Here is a 17,577-nt window from a genome sequence, read left to right as displayed (position 1 = left end):
GCATTCGTACTCTCGAACGGGGACGAACCGTGAACGACCGCGACGCCCTGATGGCGGCCATCGCCGCGCACCCGGACGAGGACACGCCGCGCCTGGTGTTCGCCGACTGGCTCGACGAGAACGCGGACCCCGAGCGGGCCGAGTTCATCCGGGCGCAGATCGCCCGGCACCAGAACTCCGACGGCAAGGGCGACCTCCCGTCCGGGGAACTGGCCCGGCTCGCCGCCCGCGAGCGCGAACTGCTGGCCCGGAACCGCGACCGCTGGCTCCAGCCCCTCCACGACCTGAACGCGCGCGGCCGGGTGCACGGCGATTTCTCGCGCGGGTTCGTGAACGAGGTGGTGATCGACGCGGCCGTGTTCGTCGAGCGGGGCGACGAACTCTGGGCCGTGTCCCCCGTGTCCGCGCTGCACCTCAGGCACCTCGAACCCGCCGCCGAGCGGTTGGCGGATTGCCCCCACCTCGGCCGGGTCCGCGCGCTGAACCTCAGCGGGGCGGTCGCCCCCGCCGCGCTCCGCACGCTGCTGGGGTCGCCGCACCTCGCGGGGCTCCACCGCCTGTCACTCGAATCGGTGCCGTTCGAGGACGACGCCATTCAGGTTCTCGCTGATGGGGCCGCGCTGTCGTCCATTCGGTCGTTCTCGATGTTCGGGTGCCCGGCGACGGGCGTGACCCTACCGGAACTGGTCGGCCGCTTCCCGCAACTCGAATCCTTGTCGCTCGCTGACATGAATGCGTTCGCCGGCCGGCACCTCGCCGGCGTCCTGGCCGCGCTGAACCCGGACCGCTTTCGGACCCTCGGGGCCGACTACTCGCCCATCGGCACCGCGGGGATGCGTGCCCTCGCCGGGGCCACGCGGCTGACCGGCATCACGGAGCTTTGGCTCCGCGGGTGCGGCTTCACGTCCGAGTCGATGGAGGTGCTGGCCGGCACCACGCACTTCAAGCAGATCAAGAAGCTGTACCTGGGCAACGACGACCTGGGCGAGGCCGGCGGGGTCGCGTTCGCCGGGTGGCCCGGCCTCCGAACGCTCCAGGTGATCCACTTCGACCACGGCAACATCGGGACGGGCGGGGTGGTGGCCGTGGCCACGTCGCCGCACCTCGGCCGGCCCGAGGAGCTGTTCCTGCGACGCAACGGGATCGAAGACGCCGGCGCGGAGGCGATCGCCGCCTGCGACGGGTTTTCGGAGCTTCGCGAACTCGAGCTGTCGCGGAACCAGATCACTTCGACCGGCGCGGGGGCGCTGGCAGCCTCCCCGCGGTTGCGGCGCCTCCGCCAGCTCCAACTGGAGCACAACGCGATCGGCAACGAAGGGGCCAACGCCATCGCGGCCTCACCGCACCTGCGGGGGCTCCGCTGGCTCACGCTCGGCAACAACACACTCGGCGACAACAGGATCGGCCGGGCGGCGGGCCGGCGGCTGATCGCGGCGCTGCCGCACCTGACGGTGTTCAGCGCCGACGCCGGCTTCCTGACCGACGAGCACCTCGAAGCGGTCCGGGCCGAGGTTCAGGCGGGCGGGTCGGACGACGACGTGAACGCGGCCGTCGGCGACCGGCTCGTGCAGGCGATCCTCGACCACCCGGACGACATGAAGACGCGCGAACTGTACAGCAGCTTTTTGCGCGATGTGGACTCGCCCTGGTGGGTCGTCGTCAGCCTCCAGAACCCGGAGGCGGCGGCCCCGGAGGAGGTCATCGCGCGCTGGCGCGGGTGGTTCGAGCGGGGCCGCGACGACTGGCTGGCGCCGCTGCTGCCGTGGGCGGAGCTGTTCGACGACGGCGAGTCGTTCGACCGCGGGTTCCTCCGGAAGGTGCGGTTCAACGGCCCGGTCCCGGACACGATAGCGAACGAGCTGGCCCGGTTCCCGCCGCTGGCGCTGCTCCCGCTGGAGGTGCAGCGCGGGAACATGACCGGCGAGGGGGCGTTCCAGGTGCTCGCCCGCCGCCGGCACCTCGCGCGCATGCCGCGGCTCGAGTTCGCCGCCGTCGCGCCGGCCGAGCTGGCGCACGTCCTCGCGTCCCCGCACGTCGCCGGGCTGGAGGAACTCGCGTTCGGCCCGTGCGGCCTGGACGATACCGCCGCGCGCCTGCTCGCCGCGGCCGCGCCGGAGGGCCTCACGGCGCTCGATTTCGGCGCCCGCCGGGACGAGCCGAACGGCCGGGCCAATCGCATCGGCCCGGAGGGAATCTCCGCGCTCGGGGCGTCGCCGCGCCTGGCGGGGCTGCGGGCGCTCGGGCTGGCGGGCTGCGACACGGTGGGCGACCGCGGCCTGCGGTCCCTGCTCGCCGCGACGCACCTGACGAAGCTGGAGCGCCTCGACCTGCGCTCGGCCGGCCTGACGGCCGACGGCGTGCGCGCGCTGGCGGCGGCCCCGGTGACGGCCCGGTTCACCGCGCTGCGGCTCGGCGGGCGCGACCGGCTGACGGACGACGCGGTGCGGGCGCTGGCGCGGTCGCCGAACGTGCGGAACCTCGAAGAGCTGGACCTGGAGCAGACCGGCGCGACCGCCCCCGGCGACGAGGCGGCGCGGGAGCTGGCCGCCTCGGAGGCTCTGGCCGCGCTGAACGCGCTCACCGTCCGCGGGTGGCGGCTCACGGACCGCGGCCGCGGCGCCCTGCGGGCCGCGTTCGGGGACCGCGTGGTGTGCGAAGATTGAGCGCCCGCCGGGCATCCCGGCGCCCGGCGCAGCGGACGGGACGTCCGCGGTCCCAGGGAAGCACGGCCCGCCCCGTCGAACCGCCCGTGCGCTCCGGCGCGTGCCATCAGTCCCGGAAGTCGGCGCCGTAGGAGCGCGTGGCCCACCGCACGCCGCACGGGCGGCACGGGAAGGCGGTGGCGTCGGGCTCGCGGGTCAGCGGGCGGCCGCACGCCGGACACGGGGCGCGGTTCAGCGGCGCCCGAACGATCACCGCACAGCCCGCCAGGAACCCGACGCCACCAAGCCACACCGCCCACTCACCGGCCCCGAGCGCGTGCGCCGCCCCGCTCCCCACAAGCGCGAGCGCGACGACGGCGGCCCCGACGAGCACGCGCCGCGCGGTGGTGCGGTCGAAATCGGGGTGGGGTCGGCGTTCCACGCGGGTGCCCTCTGATACATGAACCCGTCTGCGGTGTCGCTTGTGTTGACGAGCCGCGACCGCCCGGGAGCGGGGCACGAAGGGAGCTTTTGACAGGATTAACAGGATAAACAGGATTTAAAATCCGGTCTATCTTCATCCTGTCGATCCTGTCAAAAGCTCCCTTCAAAAGCTTACGGCCCCCACGGGTCGCGGCTCGTCAAGACAGCGGCCGTATCACCGGGTAAGTGTACGGGTTCGGCGGCTCGGAGCGCGTGCGGCGGCGGGTCAGCGCGGGGCGGGGAGAGTTACTCGGGAGCGGAGACGGCCTCGCCGCCGGCGCGGGTGGCGAGCGCGGGCAGGATGTCGTCGGCGGCGTAGCGGAGGAAGCGGACGGACCCGTCGGCGAACGCGAAGTGCGCGCCGCCCGGGTGCGGGCTCCAGAAGTGGAACGCGTCGCACGGGTTGTCGAGCCGGCCGGCGGTGAAGCGGTACGGCCCCTCGTCGCAGGTGGCGCGGTAGCGGTTGTAGCAGCGGGTGCGGGCGCCGAGCAGGAACTCGGCGTCGCCGTTCTGCGCCTGCCCCCACCCGGCGTACCACCAGCCGAGGCTGAAGTCGGCGTTGGGCGGGCGCTCGCCGACGAGGAGCGTGCTGCTGGTGCCGTCGGTGGCGTCCGAGAGGGCGTGGCGCGAGTCCATGTACAGCAGCCCGTCGGCGACGCCGGCGTTGCGGCCCTCGACGCCGAGGTACGACGTGTGGGCCACCGCGTGCAGGGTGGCGTCCTTCCCGGCCGGGCCGCTCAGCCGGCCGTCGCTCGGGCAGAGGAAGATCGGCACGAGGGCGGAGCGGGCCGCGTGGGCGGGGGTCAGGAAGTTGCGCTCCTGCCGGAACGCCGCCTCGGTCTGTTCCCAGAGGGCGTCCCGTTCGAGGTGCGGGAGCAGCCGGGCGAGCCAGCTCAGGTACGGCTCCGGGACCTTGCCGTCGTCGCGCGCCATGCCCGTTGGGAGCCGGTGGCGGGCGCCGTGGTAGCCGTGCGCGGCGAGGGCGATCTGCCGCAGGTGGTCGGCACAGCCGAGCCGCGCGGCGGACACGCGGGCCCGCTGCACCCCGGCCAGAATGAGCCCGGCGAGCACCGACAGGATGCCGACGGCGACGAGCAGTTCGAGGAGGGACAGCCCGCGACGGGCGATCGCCGTGACCCCACCAGCGCCGCGGACCATAGACGTGCTCACGAGTGTCCTTCGGTCGATACCGCCAGAGGCGGGCCGGGGCGCTGATACACGCACCCGGTAATACGGCCACTGTCTTGACGAGCCGCGACCGCCCGGGAGCGGGGCACGGAGGGAGTTTTTGACAGGATCGACAGGATGAACAGGATTTAAAATCATCCTGTTCATCCTGTCAAAAACTCCAGAAAGCACAGGGCCGGCGCGGCGGATCGGAACGTCACCTTTCCTCCGAACGGGGGTTCACGGGCGGTTCGGCGGTGACCGGGAGCGTTCGCCGCCGCAGGGCTCGTCTCCGGACGACCAGCAGCGCGGCCACCGCGAGGGCGAGCACGACCCCGCAGGCCGCAACGAGGACCGAGCGGGATGTCCACCACGGGGGCGGAACACTCCCCAGGAGTTCGCCCGGCTCGGTGCGGAGCAGGTCTTCGTAGCCGACGTTGTTCCACTCGCCCGGAACGATCGGCCGGCGGCCCCCGTCCCCGCGGACGATGTGAGAGGCGGTCAACTGGGACTGCCCCTTACTGTCCGTGTACTCGTCCACGACGGTGTTCGGCGGGAAGTCGATCTCGAGGTCGCCGGCCGCGACCGACGGGTTGAGGGTCACCTCGACGAGCGTAAACACGGTCCGCCGTTGCAGCGCGGCCCCCGACATCGACTGAACGGTCCACGCCTTCGGCAGCCACACGCCCGACGGGTGCCTCTCCGTGGTGACATCGATCCGGGTGTGCAGCTCCCCGGCGGCGGTGTACATGTCGTGCCGCCGGACGGCGTAGTCCTGCGCCGGGTCCACCCACACTTTCGACTCGCCGCTGACCTCCGTCCGCTGTTGAACGAGCTCGACGACCGGCCGCCCCTGGAGCGTCGCGCGGCGGGCCAGGGCGTGGGTCTCCAGCGTCTCGTTCGAGAGCCGCGGGTCGGCCCCACGAACCGCCACCCGCAACGGCCAGTAGTCGATGAGGTTAAACGTCATGGACGCCTGCGCGACCTCGCCCGGCTTGCGGCGGATCAGTCCGTACGGGAACTGGTTGTGGCCGGGCTGGTGGTGGATGAGGGTGACGTACCGCTCGCCGTCGAACGCGACCTCGCGGTGCTCCGGGACGAAGCCGTAAGGCGGCTCGGACCAGATCAACCCGCGGGTGGCGAGGCGCCACTTGTTGCCCTCCAAAAGGACGCGCCCGGTGCCGTCGTTCACGACGTCCTTGCCCGGCCCCTTCGTTCCGACCACGACCCCTTTCGGGTGCACGGTGCGGCCCGTCCACACGAACCGGGCGGTGCGCGCCGCGTCCTGGCGCTGCTGCCACGCGGCCCGCACCTCGGCCAACAGCTTGGCGGAGTCGTCCGCCGCGGCCGGCGCCGCGGTGCCAACGACGAGCCAGACGCACACCGCACCGCCGACCAAGCGGGCCATCACTCCGCCGCTCATCGCGCCACCCTCCATTCGGACCCAAAGACGGTTGCCGAAACGGGCGTGCGGTTGCGTGCGTGCCGCGCCCACGGGAACCGGTCCGTTTCCCACACCTCGCCGAAGTCGGGGCGTGTGGGATCGGCACTCGGTGAGGCGTGCTCGGGCTCGGGCGCCGGCTCCTCGCGGCGGTTCGGCCACCGTGCGGCGACCGCCCCGCGGCCCGCGGCCAGGGCGCTCGCGGCGACCACCAGAAGTCCGAACCGTGTGCGGGTCACCGGGCCAGCTCCCCAAACGTCCAAAAGCTCAATTTGCGGATCGGATAATAAGACCCAATGCCCGCCCGCGTCAAGAGCGAAAGCAGAAAAGCCTTACCGCCTGCAATCCGTCAGCAAAAGACGTTCTGGGCGGCATCTGCCCCGATACGGAAGTAACGAGCTGTCAAAACCCGAGCCGACACGCATGCGAGGCAGTGTGGGCACGCCAGCGCGCCGTTAAGGCGGGTGCGAACACGTTCCCCCCGGACCCCCTCGTCGTGTTCGCCGGCCCGACCCGCGGAGCTTCCGTGGGCCGGCGGGAACGGAGGGGGCTGGGAGGTAGGTTGCCCCGCAGGGGGCGGCCGTTTGCGGACCGTGCCCCTCCTCAAAGCGTTCGGTGCTCCATGATACCCGAACCGGCGCCGCGCGGGGCGGTCGGGCCAGCGGGCCACGCGGCCCGGGCGCGCGGGGCCGGTCTTCTTCGCCTCGTCCCGGATCCAGTCGTTCCAGGTTCCAGGTTCCAAGTGGAGTCACGAGCGACACGAACCGCCGGCGCTTGTGACGAGCGGGGTTCCGACTTGGAACCTGGAACCTGGAACGACTGGCATCGGCCTCGGTGTAATATTCACATCAATACGGTGGCCCGCAACCGCACGCCCGTGGTAAATTCGTACCCATCGGTTGTCTCATGTTGAGCCCGCGGCGGCGCAGCGCGAGTCGGCCGGCCGGTGGGGCTCGTTCGGCAACAGGGGGGCGCGCATGCTCGGATCGATCAAACGGTTCCTAATTCGTTGCATGTCTCCGGCGCTGGCCGGCCGGCTCCGTGCGTGGCGCGTCCGGCGCCTGGTCCGGTCCTTTCCGTCGCGGGTCGTTGAGCACTCTTACGGCGGCACCCGTCTGAAGGTGTTCTTGTCGGACCCCTTGTCCCAGGGCTGGTACGACAACGACTGGGACCCCCTGCCCGAGATCGGCGCGCTCCAGCGGGGCCGGCTCCGCACCGGCGCCCGGGTGTTCGACATCGGCGCGCACCAGGGCGTGGTCGCCGCGATGCTCGCGCACGTGGTCGGCCGGTCCGGGCAGGTCGTTGCCGTCGAGGCGAACCGGCACAACTACGACACCGCGGTCAAGAACCGGGAGCTGAACGGCCTCGCCCAGATCGAGGTGGTTCACGCCGCCGCCGCCGACAAGCCCGGCACCCTCCTCTTCAACGAGGGGCTGAACGGCCGGCTCGACGACGGCAGCGGTGGTTGGGGGCGGCAGCCCGTGGAGGCCCTCACGATCGACGGCCTCGCGGACCGCTACGGCCCCCCGGACGTGGTGTTCCTCGACATCGAGGGCGCGGAGCTGATGGCCCTGGCCGGCGCGCCCCGCACGCTCGCCTCGGGGGCCGATTTCTTCGTCGAGGTGCACGTGGGGTGCGGCCTCGAACAGTTGGGCGGGTCCGCCGAGAAGGTGCTCTCGTACTTCCCGGCCGACCGGTTCACCGTCGTCGCCCGGGCGGAGGCGGACGAGTCGTTCCGCCCGCTGCGCCCCAACGACGAGCTGACAAAGGACCGCTTCTTCTTCGTCGCGACCGCCCGGGACGCGCCGCACCGCACCGACCCGGCAGCGGGCTGAGCCCGCCAGTCAGAACGGGCGGCGGGACGGGCGGGTGGCCGCGGCCCACGCCGGCCGCGCGCCCACGACGACGTTTTTATTAGACCGAAACAACCTATCGCGCCAATTAATATTAGAATAAATTGATTTTCAATTGATCGCCGCTTTGGCCCCGTAGGGACGCAGGCGTCTCGCCCAATGGCACTTAATACAACACTGTAACAATTGACATTGTATCGCGGGCACGGTTTTTCGGCACGAGGCCGGCGGTTTGATACGATCGGTTGGCGGGTGCGGCTCGGTGGGTGTGGCCGTACCGTGGTTGGTTCCCGAACGGCGCTGAGATCCGATGAGTACCACACAACCGGCCCGGTCGGCGTCGGAATGGGGCGTGTTCCAACAGTTGCTGGCTCGGGACGTGATCGATGCGCTGGCCCCGCCACCGGCCCGAGCGGTGTACACCCCGTGGGTGGTGCTGTGGCTGCTGGTGTACCAGCGGCTCCACGGGAACGGCTCGCTGGGTGATGCGGTGAGCCACTTCCTCACCCAGTTCCCGAGCGCCGCCGAACAGCCGTCGGGGGCCACCGGGGGGTACCGCCACGCTCGCACTCGGCTCCCCAATGCGGTGGTCGCCACCGCCGGGCGCCGGGTGTTCGACACCCTGGTGGCCGCATACCCCCCGTCGTGGCGCGGGCGCCGGGTGTTCATGATGGACGGCACCACCCTGCGGTTGGCCCCGACCGACGCGCTGCGGGGCGCGTTCACCCCGGCGTCTAACCAGCACGGCCGGTCCCATTGGCCGGTGATGCATCTGGTGGTGGCCCACGAGTTGGCCAGCGGGTTGGCCGCGCCCCCGCAGCACGGAGCCATGTACGGGCCGGGGGCGGTGGGCGCGGTGCAACTGGGGCTTCGGTTGATGCCCGATCTGCCACCCGGTTCGGTGATCCTTGGGGACCGCAACTTCGGGGTATTCGGGTTGGCCCACGGGGCGGTGGCGGGTGGACACGACGCGGTGCTGCGGCTCACCCAGAGCCGATTCCAGGCGCTGGTGAAGAAGGCTCAACCCGCCGGGGACGGGCGGTGGGCGCTCACGTGGCACCCGAGCGTGGCGGATCGCAAGGGGAATCCGGACCTGCGTGCCGACGCGGTGCTCACCGGCTGGTTGCACGAGGTGCCGATCGGGGGCGACCAGCCGCTGTGGTTGTTCGCCACGGTGGACGGCACCGGGGCCGAGTGGGGGGGGCTCTACCGGCGCCGGTTGGACGTAGAGACGGACATCCGGGATGTGAGGCGCACGCTCGCGCTGGACCAGACCCGCGGGCGCACGGTGCCGATGGTGGAGAAGGAGTTGGGGTAACCGTTCACGGGGTGCGGGCCGTGCATTTTCCAGGCCTTTGTGACTCGATTCTGCGCGGGGTTGCCTCAAGAGCCGGTGTTCCGTAATCGAACGGACGCGATGACATCTGTTCCTCAACCGCCGGAGCTACCGAGTGACCTGCCGCCAGCGGTGGTGGCGTACATTCGTGCGCTGGAAGCGACGGTTGCGCAGTTGCAGGCCACGGTCGCGGCTCTCCAGGTCACGGTGGCCGACCTTCAGACCCGGCTCAACCAGAATTCCAGCAACTCGTCGAAACCGCCCTCGTCGGATGGTCCGCAGGTGAAGCCGGCCCCGCCCAAGAGTCCCTCGGGGAAGCGGCGCGGCGGTCAATCGGGGCACCCCAAGGCCGAGCGCACCGTGCTGCCGCCCGACACGGTCCACACCCTCAAACCGGACACCTGCCGCGGGTGTGCGTGCCCACTCACCGGGGACGACCCGAACCCGTCGATTCACCAGGTGCATGAGATCCCGGTCGTCCGGCCGCAGGTGACCGAGTATCGGTGCCATCGGCTCCGGTGCCCGCACTGCGGCGCCGTGACGACCGCACCGGTGCCCGCCGACGCGGCTCCCGGGTACGGTCCCCGGGTCCAGGCGGTGGCCGCCATGCTCACCGGTTCGTGCCGCCTGGGCAAGCGGGTGGTGAGCCAACTGTTCGACGACCTGTTCGGGTTGCCCATCCGTCCGGCCACGGTGTGCAAACTCCAGCACACGACCGCGGCGGCTCTGGCCCCGGTGGCCGAAGCGGCTCTCGCGTACACCCGCGGGCACCCGGCGAACGTGGACGAAACGTGCTGGACGCAAGGGCGCCAGCGGGCCTGGTTGTGGGTCGCGGTGAGCACCTCGGTGGTCGCATTCCTGATCCGCGCCACCCGGGGCCGGAGCGCGTTCGACGACCTGCGGGACGGGTCCGCCCAGGTCCACACGACCGATCGGTATCCGGTGTACACGCATCTGCCGGTGCATCGGCGCCAGGTGTGCTGGGCGCACCTGCGGCGGGACTTCCAGGCGATGATCGATCGGGGCAACGACGGATCCCCGATCGGGGCCGCCCTGTTGGCCTGTTCCGACGAACTGTTCGGGCACTGGTTCCGGGTGCGGGACGGGACGTTAGCCCGGTCCACGTTCGCTCGCGTGTACGCCCGCGCCGTGCGGGCCCGGTTCCGCACGCACCTGGGGCACGGGGGCCGGTGCGGGTGCCCCAAGACCGGGGCCGTGTGCCGCGAGCTGTTGGCGGTGGAGCCGGCCCTGTGGACGTTCGCACGCGTGGGCGGGGTGGAACCGACCAACAACGCGGCCGAGCGGGCCCTGCGTCACGCCGTGTGCTGGCGCAAGACCAGCTACGGCACCGACTCCGAACGCGGTAGCCGGTTCGTGGAGCGGATCCTCACGGTCCTGGCCTCGTGTCGCCGGCAGGGCCGCAACGTGCTCGCATTCCTCACCGACGCCGTCACCGCACACCGTACCGGGGCAAAGCCACCAACACTGATCCCGGTCCCGGCTCAACAACCACCGATGATGAACCCAACTTTCGCTGGCTGTTGAGATACACCCGCATCAACTGTGAACGCTTACGAGTTGGGAGCGGCGCTGCTGGCGTACAACCTGGCCACCCAGGTGCGCCGGGTGGCGGCGGCCGCGCGTGGGGTGGAACCGCGACGAGTCAGTTTCGCCGGGGTGTGGAGCTTGGTACGGGCGATGGTCCCGATGCTCCGACCGGAACCCGCGGACGGGCACTGGGAGACCTGGTTCGAGCGGCTCGTTAAGGCCGCCGGGCAGCGGCTGGTGCCCGCCCGCGAGCCCGGACGTCAGTACCCACGCGAACTCATACCCAAAAGGCGGGGATACCCCGAACGGAAACGACCAAATAAGCAGGCGAGTTAGATATTAAGTGCCATTGGGCGTCCCGCCCGCGCTCAGCAGAGCGGGTGTGTTGGCCGACGACAGGATCGCAAAGGGTTACTCAGGGCAAAGTAAAAGCCGGCGGGACGGCCGCGCTCTGCAGAGAACTACACCCACTTCCAGTTGTGGCGGGTGAACGGCTTCAGGTCGGCGTCGTCGAGCAGCGCGAACGTGCTCTCGTCGCCGTCCCAGTGCAGCACGCCGACGCTGCCGCTCTCGGGGTGCCCGTCGCGGGTGCGCAGCTCGAACCCGGCGAGGTGGTACACCTCCGTCCGGCCGTAGTCGCGCTCGATCCGGGAGCCGTCGCCGGAGTAGTGCCCGAAGAACGCGAACCGCGGCTGCGCCAACTCGACGAGGTCCCGGAGCAGCTCGCTCCCGTACCCGATGCGCTTCGCGTCCCGCGGCGCGTCATGCATCAACAGCACGTCGAAGGGTTCGAGCGCGAGCCGATCGACGGCCTTCTCGGCGACGTACCCGCGCGGCGGGAGGTTCTGGCGCGCGTTCGGGCCGCCCCCGTCGATGCCCCACACCGCCGCGACCCGCGGCCCGCCCGCGAACGCGTGAACGCGGCCGTCATTGATCCCGCGCACGCGGCAGTAGGCGTCCACGACGAAGTCCGTGCGGTCGCTCCCGGCGGCTCGGGCGAACCGCTCGAGCGCGTCGAGCTCCTCGTGGTTACCCGCGGTGAACCACAGGTCGAACGTGCAGTACGGGTCTTCTTCGAGCACGCGGTCCGCGACCGGCGTGCGGGTCACCACGTCGAGCGCGCCCAGCTCCAGCGGGTCGTCTTTCGCGTGCCGGAGGGTCGCTTTGTCGCAGTTCGAGACGTCCGTGTAGTACCCCATGTCGCCGACCTGGAGCAGCCCCGCGAGGTCGCACCCGGTGCGCGCCGACCAGTACGACGCGAACCGGAACGCCGGCAGGATGCGCCCGTGCAGGTCGCCGAACACGAGGAACACGGCGGGGGCGGGCGGCACGTTCATGCCGCGAAGACACGCGCCGCGGGGGGCGGGTTCGGCGCGTCAAGCGAAGTGGCCGCCGCGTTCATCGCGGCGGCCACTTCGCGGTTCCGGTACTTTCTTACTTCTTCAGGCTGGTGGTGGAGTCGCCCGAGATCGGGCCGGACATCTTGATGTCCACCTTGATGTCGTCCATCTTCTGGACCCCTTCCAGCGAGATCTTGCCGTCGAACTTCTCCTTCACGTTCACGCCGGTCTTGAGCGACTTGTACGTGGCCACCTTGAGCTCCATCTCCACGTCGATGGTCGGCTCGCCGTCGTCCTTCATCTTCGCGGTGAGCTTGCCGGTCGACTCGACCACGGCGCACTCCTCGCCGTCCACCGTCTCCACCTTCACGAACTTCTGGTCGAGCTTCCCCTTCACGTCGCTGAACGAGTTCCCGAGCATCTTGGTGAGCGCGGCGGCGTCCACCTTCCAGGTGTGCCCGACCTTCACCTTCTCCGCCGGGTACAGGTCGTCGTCGTTCTCGATCCCGTTGCGGCTGTCGAGCTCTTTCTTCTGCTTCTCGTTCGGCTTGGTGTCCACCAGCGAGTGCTTCCAGGTCTTCCCGTCGCGCTCGCTGATGACCGTTTCCTTCTCGAGCGCGGTCGGCTCGGTGTGGCTCATGTCGTTGCCGCCGAGGTTGGCGGTCACGTCGGCCCGCTCCTTGATGATCTTGGTCTGCGACTTGGTGACGTTGCGGCCGTCTACCGCGAGCACCTTCGACTCCTCCTCGCTGGTGACCACGAGGTTGATCGTCAGGTTCACCGTCTGGCCGGCCACCTTCATGGTGGTGTCGGCGTCCTTGATCTTGAGCGTCCCCTTGTTGACGAACGTCTGGCCCTTGACCGGCGCCGGGCCGCGGAGGTCGTACACGTCGTCGGCCGCGCGGCCGAGGTTGACGGTAACGGCCAGCGCCGCGACGGCCCCGAGCACCCATTTTAGCTTCAGCATGGTTGTCTTCCTTCGGAACGGGGCGTGTGAAATCGACCACGTCATCTTCCGTGTTCGCGGGCCGAAGGGCAACATTTAGGCCCGGAAATGCGATCAGTGCGGGTGAGGATGGGGGTGCGGGTGGTCGTGGCCCGGCCCCCCCGCCCCGGCGAGCGCCAGCGTCCCGGTGTGGACGCCCTTCAGCCCGCGGATCGCCGCCGCGAGGTTCCGGAGGGCCTCGCCCGGGCCGCGCAGCACGATCACCTCCATGCAGCGGTCGTGGTCCAGGTGGACGTGCATTGACGCGATGACGCGGTTCGCGTGGTCGTGCTGCACGTCCAGGAGCTTCTCCACCAGGTGCGGCCGGTGGTGATCGTACACGATCGTGAGCGTGGCCGTCACGGGCGCGTCATCGGCGTCGAACGCGTCGCGGGTCAGCGTCTGCCGCAGGAGCTGGCGGATCGCCTCGCTGCGGGTCGCGAACGCGCCGTCGCGCACGTACTTGTCGAACGCGCCGAGCAGGTCGGCCTCGAGCGAAACCGAGAATCGCGTCAGTTCAGACACGGGACGACCTCCGCGCAGGGTGGAACCGATTTTAGCTGAATATTCACGAGCCGTTTTCGCGTCGCGCGGTATTACGAATCGGGTATTCGTCACACGGGGCCGTGCCATGCGAACCGCTCGTCACCCGCGCCGCGGGTTCACGCTGATCGAGTTGTTGGTGGTGATCGCGATCATCGCCGTTCTCATCGGGCTCTTGCTGCCCGCCGTCCAGAAGGTGCGGGCGGCGGCGGCGCGGATGAAGTGCCAGAACAACCTGAAGCAGATCGGCCTCGCGCTCCACAGCCACGAGAGCGCGACGGGCGCGTTCCCGAACGCATACTGGCGCAAAACCTGGGCGGTCGACCCCACGAACCCGAAGGGGCACTTCCGGTGGTCCGCGCTGGCGCAGCTCACGCCGTACCTCGAACAGACCGCCGTGTACAACGCGCTGGACCTCACGGCCCCGCTGTACGGCGGCGGGACGCTCCAGCCGGAGGTGATCCCGTTCCCGCAGAACCGCGCGCCGCTCGCGGCCGTCGTGCCGACGTTCCTGTGCCCCTCGGACGAGTTCCGGACAGTGAAGGAGGGGCAGGGGCCGAGCAACTACGTGGCCTGCGTGGGGAGCAACGCGGGCGGTGACGCGCTCACCGGCGACGGCATTTTTTACGGCGTGGACCGCGACGTGGTGCTGAACCCGGGTGTGCGGGTCGCGGCCGTGACCGACGGGCTGAGCAACACGGTCGCGTTCTCGGAGTCGCTGCTCGGCGCCGGCGGCGCCGCCCCGGCCGTTAGCACCGACGTGCGGCTCTACTACAAGCAGGTGACGGCGCTGTCGCAGGCCAACTGCGACGCCAGCACGACCCTCGTGACCGACCGCGGCGCGCTGTGGGCGGACGGGGCGTACAACTGCGGCCTGTACAACAACGTCCGCACCCCGAACAACCCGCTGATGGACTGCGTGCAGCACAGCAACCCGGCGTGGAAGGCGGCCCGGTCGCGGCACAGCGGCGGGGTGAACGCGTGCCTCGCGGACGGCAGCGTGCGGTTCGTGTCGGACGGCATTTCTCAGGGAACGTGGGCCGCCGCCGGCACCCGCGCCACGGGCGAGGTGCTCGGGAGCGACTGGTAACAACGGACCCCTTATTCGACCCGCCCGCTGCCAACTTCCGGAGCTACTCATGCGTTACGTGATCGCGCTCGGGGCCGCAGTTGCGTTCGCCGCGGCCGGCCGCGCCCACTTCGTGTTCGTGTACGTCGAGGGGGCCGAGGCCCGGCTCGTGTTCGGGCACAAGGCGGAGCCGGACCCGAAAGCGTCGGCGGCCCGCGCCGAGAAGACCGCCCTGACCGCCCGCACCGCCGGCGGCAAGGAACTCAAGCTGACGACCGAAAAAGGTGACGGGAGCTTCTACCGCGCGAAGCTGCCCGAGGCGCCGGCGGTCGTGTTCGGCACCACCGAGGCCGGGGTCACGCAGCGCGGGGACGATCCGCCGCTGTTGTCCTTCTACTACCCGAAAGTTGTCGTCGGGGACCCATTCGCGAAGGGGCTGACGGCCGGCACCGCGCTGGAACTGGTTCCGGTTAAGGACGGCGGTAAGGTGCGGTTCCAGGTGCTCGTTGCCGGCAAGCCGGTCGAGGGCGTCGAGGTCACGGTGGGCCTGCCGGGCGAGACGGAGGAGAAATCGCCGGTTGTGAAGACCGACAAGGACGGTCTGACCGAGTCGTTCGCTGCGAAGGGGCGGTACTGCGTAGCGGCGCGGCGGGCGGAGGCCAAGCCGGGCGAGTTCGCGGGGAAGAAGTACAGTGCGGTCCGGCACACGGCGACGCTCGTGCTCGATCTGGCGAAGTGAGAGCCGGGCCGCACGGTGGCGGCCCCGCGGCGCTCCGGATACAACGCTCGCAACAGGTTCGCGAGCCCCCGGAGCCCGCCCGTGGCCCACACCGTTTCGGAGCGGCTCGACGCCGCGCTCAAGAAAATCAACCGCCCCGGGTCGTTCTGTGTCACCGGGAGCGTGCGCGCCGCGAACCCGGGTCTGGAGGTGGCCGGAATCGGCCCGGTCGGGCTGCCGCTCACCGCGCACCAGGCGAAGGAACTCGCGGCGGTCTGCAAACAGGCCCCTTACGGGAAGGGCGAAGAGACCCTCGTCGACACCAGCGTCCGGCGGGTGTGGCAGCTCGACCCGGATCACTTCTCCCTCACGAACCCCGAGTGGGACGAGTTCCTCCGCGACGCTGTCGCGACGGTCCAGCGCGACCTCGGGCTCGAAAAGCAGCAGCTCGAAAGCCACCTTTACAATCTGCTGCTCTACGAACCGGGCGGCTTCTTCCTGCCCCACCGCGACGGCGAGAAGCTCGACCGCATGGTCGCGACGCTGGTCGTCGTGCTGCCGTCGCCGTTCACGGGCGGCGAACTGATCGTCCGCCACGACGGGGAGGAGCGCGCGATCGACTTCGGCGCCCCCGGGCTCAACCTGTTCCACACGCACTTCGCGGCGTTTTACGCGGACTGCGAGCACGAGGTCCGGCCCTTGCGGACCGGCCACCGGCTGTGCCTCGTGTACAACCTCACGCTCGCTCGGGCGCAGCCGCGGCTCGCCGCGCCCCGGACGGCCGAGCACGTCGAGGAGGTCGCGGCGGCGCTGCGCGGCTGGCCGGCCGACGGGGCGGCGCACAAGCTCGCGGTCCCGCTCGGGCACCAGTACACCCGGGACGGGTTGGTCTGGGACGCCCTGAAGGGCGTGGACCGGGTCAAGGCGCGGGTGCTTCACGAGGCCGCGACGCGCGCCGGCTGCCAGGCCCACCTGGCGCTGCTGACGCTCTGGGAGTCCGGCGCGGCCGAAGAGGACTACTCGCCCCGCCGGCGCCGGCGCCGCTACAGCGACGACGACGACGACGGCGAGTACGAGATGGGCGAGGTCTACGAGACCACGCTGAACGCCGAGCACTGGAGCGACCCGGACGGCGGCCGCCCGGACTTCGGGGTGATGGAGGTCGAGGAGGACGAGGTGGTGCCCCCGGAGGCGCTCACGAGCGCGAAGCCCGAGCAGAGCGTGAGCGGGTACACGGGCAACGAGGGGCTGACCATGAACCGGTGGTACCGGCACGCGGTCATCGTCCTCTGGCCGAACGCGCGGCACTTCGACGTGCTCTGCGACTGCGGGCTGCACGCCGCCGTCGCGTGGCTCCGGCAGATGGTTACCGGGTGGCAGGGCGCCCGCAAAAAGGACCCGGCCGGGCGAGACCGGTGCGCCGCGCTGGCGGCGAAGGTGGTCGCCCGGAGCGCCGGCGCGCACTGCGGGGACGCCGAGGCGAACGACCTGCTCGACGCGCTGGTCGCCCTGGACGCGCCCGAACTGGTTCGCGCGTTCCTGCGCGACGTGGTCACCGGCAGCCGAACGATCAAGCCCGCGCGGGCCGTCCGGGCGGCGTGCGAGGCGCTCGGCTGGAACACGTTCGAGGCCGAAATCGTCGGCCTGCTCACGGCGACCACCCCCGACCCGCTGACCCGGGTGCCCGGACCGGGCGTCGAGTTCCTGGAGCGGAACCTGGAGCTCCTGGGGGCGCTGTGCGCCACCAAGTCGCGCCGGAAGGCGGGCGAGGGGGAGCGGGTCGCGTTGTGCGGGCGGCTGGCCGGGCTGTTCGTGTCCGTGCTCGGGGCGCTCGATAAGGCCGCCGCCGCGGGCCACGACTGGCGGTTCCGGGGCGTGGACCGGTCGGCGGTTCTGACCGAGCTGCCGCGCGCCCTCCTCGCGGTCCGGCAGTTCGACCTGTTTGCCGCGTTTATCGACCGGGCGCTGGCCCAGGCGAAGCTGTACCCGCTGGCGAACCACATCGCGGCGCTGACCGCATTGCAGCCCTGGCTCAAGACGCACCTCAAGGCCGGGTGCGACGGCGTGTCCCGGTGGGTGGGGTCGGTGCGACAGCAGTTGGAGGTGCTGACGGCGCAGGAGCCGGCGCCGCCGGGCGACTTCCGGCGCGAGGCGAACATCGACTGCACGTGCGGGGACTGTGTCCAATTGCGCCGGTTCCTGGGTGACTCGAAGGAGAGCGTTCACCGGTTCCGGGCGGCGCAGGACCGCCGGTCGCACCTGGAGAACACCATTCGCAACCGCGGCTGCGACGTGGACTGCAAGACGGAACGTATCGGCTCGCCGCACACGCTGGTGTGTACGAAGAACACGGCCTCGTTCCGCGCCCGATTAAAGAAGTACCACGACGACTGCCAGCACCTCGTCACGGTGCGCGAGATCGAGGAAGCGCGGCCCGGGTGAGCCGCCGTTC

15 protein-coding genes are annotated in these 17,577 nt (G+C 70.6%); 8 read left to right on the top strand and 7 right to left on the bottom strand.

Features of this window, described 5'->3' with window-relative positions; all coding sequences use genetic code 11:
- Positions 1-29 precede the first annotated feature (29 nt).
- Complete coding sequence (locus GobsT_RS05790) at positions 30-2,663, top strand: TIGR02996 domain-containing protein (protein ID WP_010049113.1); 2,634 nt, start codon at positions 30-32, stop codon at positions 2,661-2,663.
- Between the two features lie 106 nt (positions 2,664-2,769).
- Here GobsT_RS05790 and GobsT_RS05785 read toward each other — a convergent pair whose 3' ends face one another.
- The 4 genes from GobsT_RS05785 to GobsT_RS05770 all read right to left on the bottom strand — a co-directional run bounded on the left by GobsT_RS05785 (position 2,770) and on the right by GobsT_RS05770 (position 5,972).
- The gene (locus GobsT_RS05785) at positions 2,770-3,084 is read right to left on the bottom strand and encodes a hypothetical protein (protein WP_010049115.1); all 315 of its coding nucleotides are present in this window, start codon (positions 3,082-3,084) and stop codon (positions 2,770-2,772) included.
- Between the two features lie 287 nt (positions 3,085-3,371).
- Positions 3,372-4,295, bottom strand: coding sequence for a DUF1559 domain-containing protein (locus tag GobsT_RS05780; RefSeq protein WP_162097397.1), 924 nt, complete (start codon positions 4,293-4,295; stop codon positions 3,372-3,374).
- Positions 4,296-4,509: 214 nt separating this feature from the next.
- Positions 4,510-5,715, bottom strand: coding sequence for a LolA-like protein (locus GobsT_RS05775; RefSeq protein ID WP_010049119.1), 1,206 nt, complete (start codon positions 5,713-5,715; stop codon positions 4,510-4,512).
- Positions 5,712-5,972 (bottom strand): hypothetical protein, encoded by a 261-nt coding sequence (locus tag GobsT_RS05770; protein ID WP_010049121.1) that lies wholly within the window; start codon positions 5,970-5,972, stop codon positions 5,712-5,714. The genes GobsT_RS05775 and GobsT_RS05770 overlap by 4 nt, the downstream gene beginning before the upstream one ends.
- Positions 5,973-6,710: 738 nt before the next feature.
- Between GobsT_RS05770 and GobsT_RS05765 the strand changes: the two genes are divergently transcribed.
- From GobsT_RS05765 to GobsT_RS05750, 4 genes are all read left to right on the top strand, one after another.
- On the top strand, positions 6,711-7,568 hold the full coding sequence (locus GobsT_RS05765) for an FkbM family methyltransferase (RefSeq protein WP_010036086.1): 858 nt from the start codon (positions 6,711-6,713) through the stop codon (positions 7,566-7,568).
- Positions 7,569-7,896: 328 nt separating this feature from the next.
- Positions 7,897-8,904 (top strand): transposase, encoded by a 1,008-nt coding sequence (locus GobsT_RS05760; protein WP_050790225.1) that lies wholly within the window; start codon positions 7,897-7,899, stop codon positions 8,902-8,904.
- A gap of 99 nt (positions 8,905-9,003) precedes the next feature.
- Positions 9,004-10,467: an IS66-like element ISGob3 family transposase gene (locus GobsT_RS05755; RefSeq protein ID WP_033197911.1), complete on the top strand. Its 1,464-nt coding sequence runs from the start codon at positions 9,004-9,006 to the stop codon at positions 10,465-10,467.
- A gap of 18 nt (positions 10,468-10,485) precedes the next feature.
- Positions 10,486-10,806 (top strand): hypothetical protein, encoded by a 321-nt coding sequence (locus GobsT_RS05750; protein ID WP_148087617.1) that lies wholly within the window; start codon positions 10,486-10,488, stop codon positions 10,804-10,806.
- Positions 10,807-10,931: 125 nt separating this feature from the next.
- On the opposite strand, the gene GobsT_RS05745 is transcribed toward GobsT_RS05750, so the two are convergent.
- From GobsT_RS05745 to nikR, 3 genes are all read right to left on the bottom strand, one after another.
- Positions 10,932-11,807, bottom strand: a complete 876-nt coding sequence (locus GobsT_RS05745) for a metallophosphoesterase family protein (RefSeq protein WP_010036099.1) — start codon at positions 11,805-11,807, stop codon at positions 10,932-10,934.
- A 97-nt stretch (positions 11,808-11,904) separates the two neighbouring features.
- A complete protein-coding gene (locus tag GobsT_RS05740; RefSeq protein ID WP_010036101.1) occupies positions 11,905-12,777 on the bottom strand; it encodes a hypothetical protein in 873 nt (290 codons plus the stop codon).
- A 93-nt stretch (positions 12,778-12,870) separates the two neighbouring features.
- Complete coding sequence (gene nikR / locus GobsT_RS05735; protein ID WP_010036102.1) at positions 12,871-13,320, bottom strand: nickel-responsive transcriptional regulator NikR; 450 nt, start codon at positions 13,318-13,320, stop codon at positions 12,871-12,873.
- A gap of 106 nt (positions 13,321-13,426) precedes the next feature.
- Here nikR and GobsT_RS05730 point away from each other — a divergent pair, with 106 nt between their 5' ends.
- From GobsT_RS05730 to GobsT_RS05720, 3 genes are all read left to right on the top strand, one after another.
- Positions 13,427-14,428 (top strand): DUF1559 domain-containing protein, encoded by a 1,002-nt coding sequence (locus GobsT_RS05730; protein ID WP_010036103.1) that lies wholly within the window; start codon positions 13,427-13,429, stop codon positions 14,426-14,428.
- 49 nt (positions 14,429-14,477) lie between these two features.
- Entirely contained in the window at positions 14,478-15,146 is a 669-nt protein-coding gene (locus GobsT_RS05725; protein WP_010036104.1) for a DUF4198 domain-containing protein, read from the top strand.
- Between the two features lie 81 nt (positions 15,147-15,227).
- The gene (locus GobsT_RS05720; protein WP_010036106.1) at positions 15,228-17,567 is read left to right on the top strand and encodes a 2OG-Fe(II) oxygenase; all 2,340 of its coding nucleotides are present in this window, start codon (positions 15,228-15,230) and stop codon (positions 17,565-17,567) included.
- Positions 17,568-17,577 lie beyond the last annotated feature (10 nt).

The sequence above is a fragment of the Gemmata obscuriglobus genome, assembly GCF_008065095.1.
GTDB lineage: Bacteria > Planctomycetota > Planctomycetia > Gemmatales > Gemmataceae > Gemmata > Gemmata obscuriglobus.
This window is presented reverse-complemented; position numbering and strand designations above follow the sequence as displayed.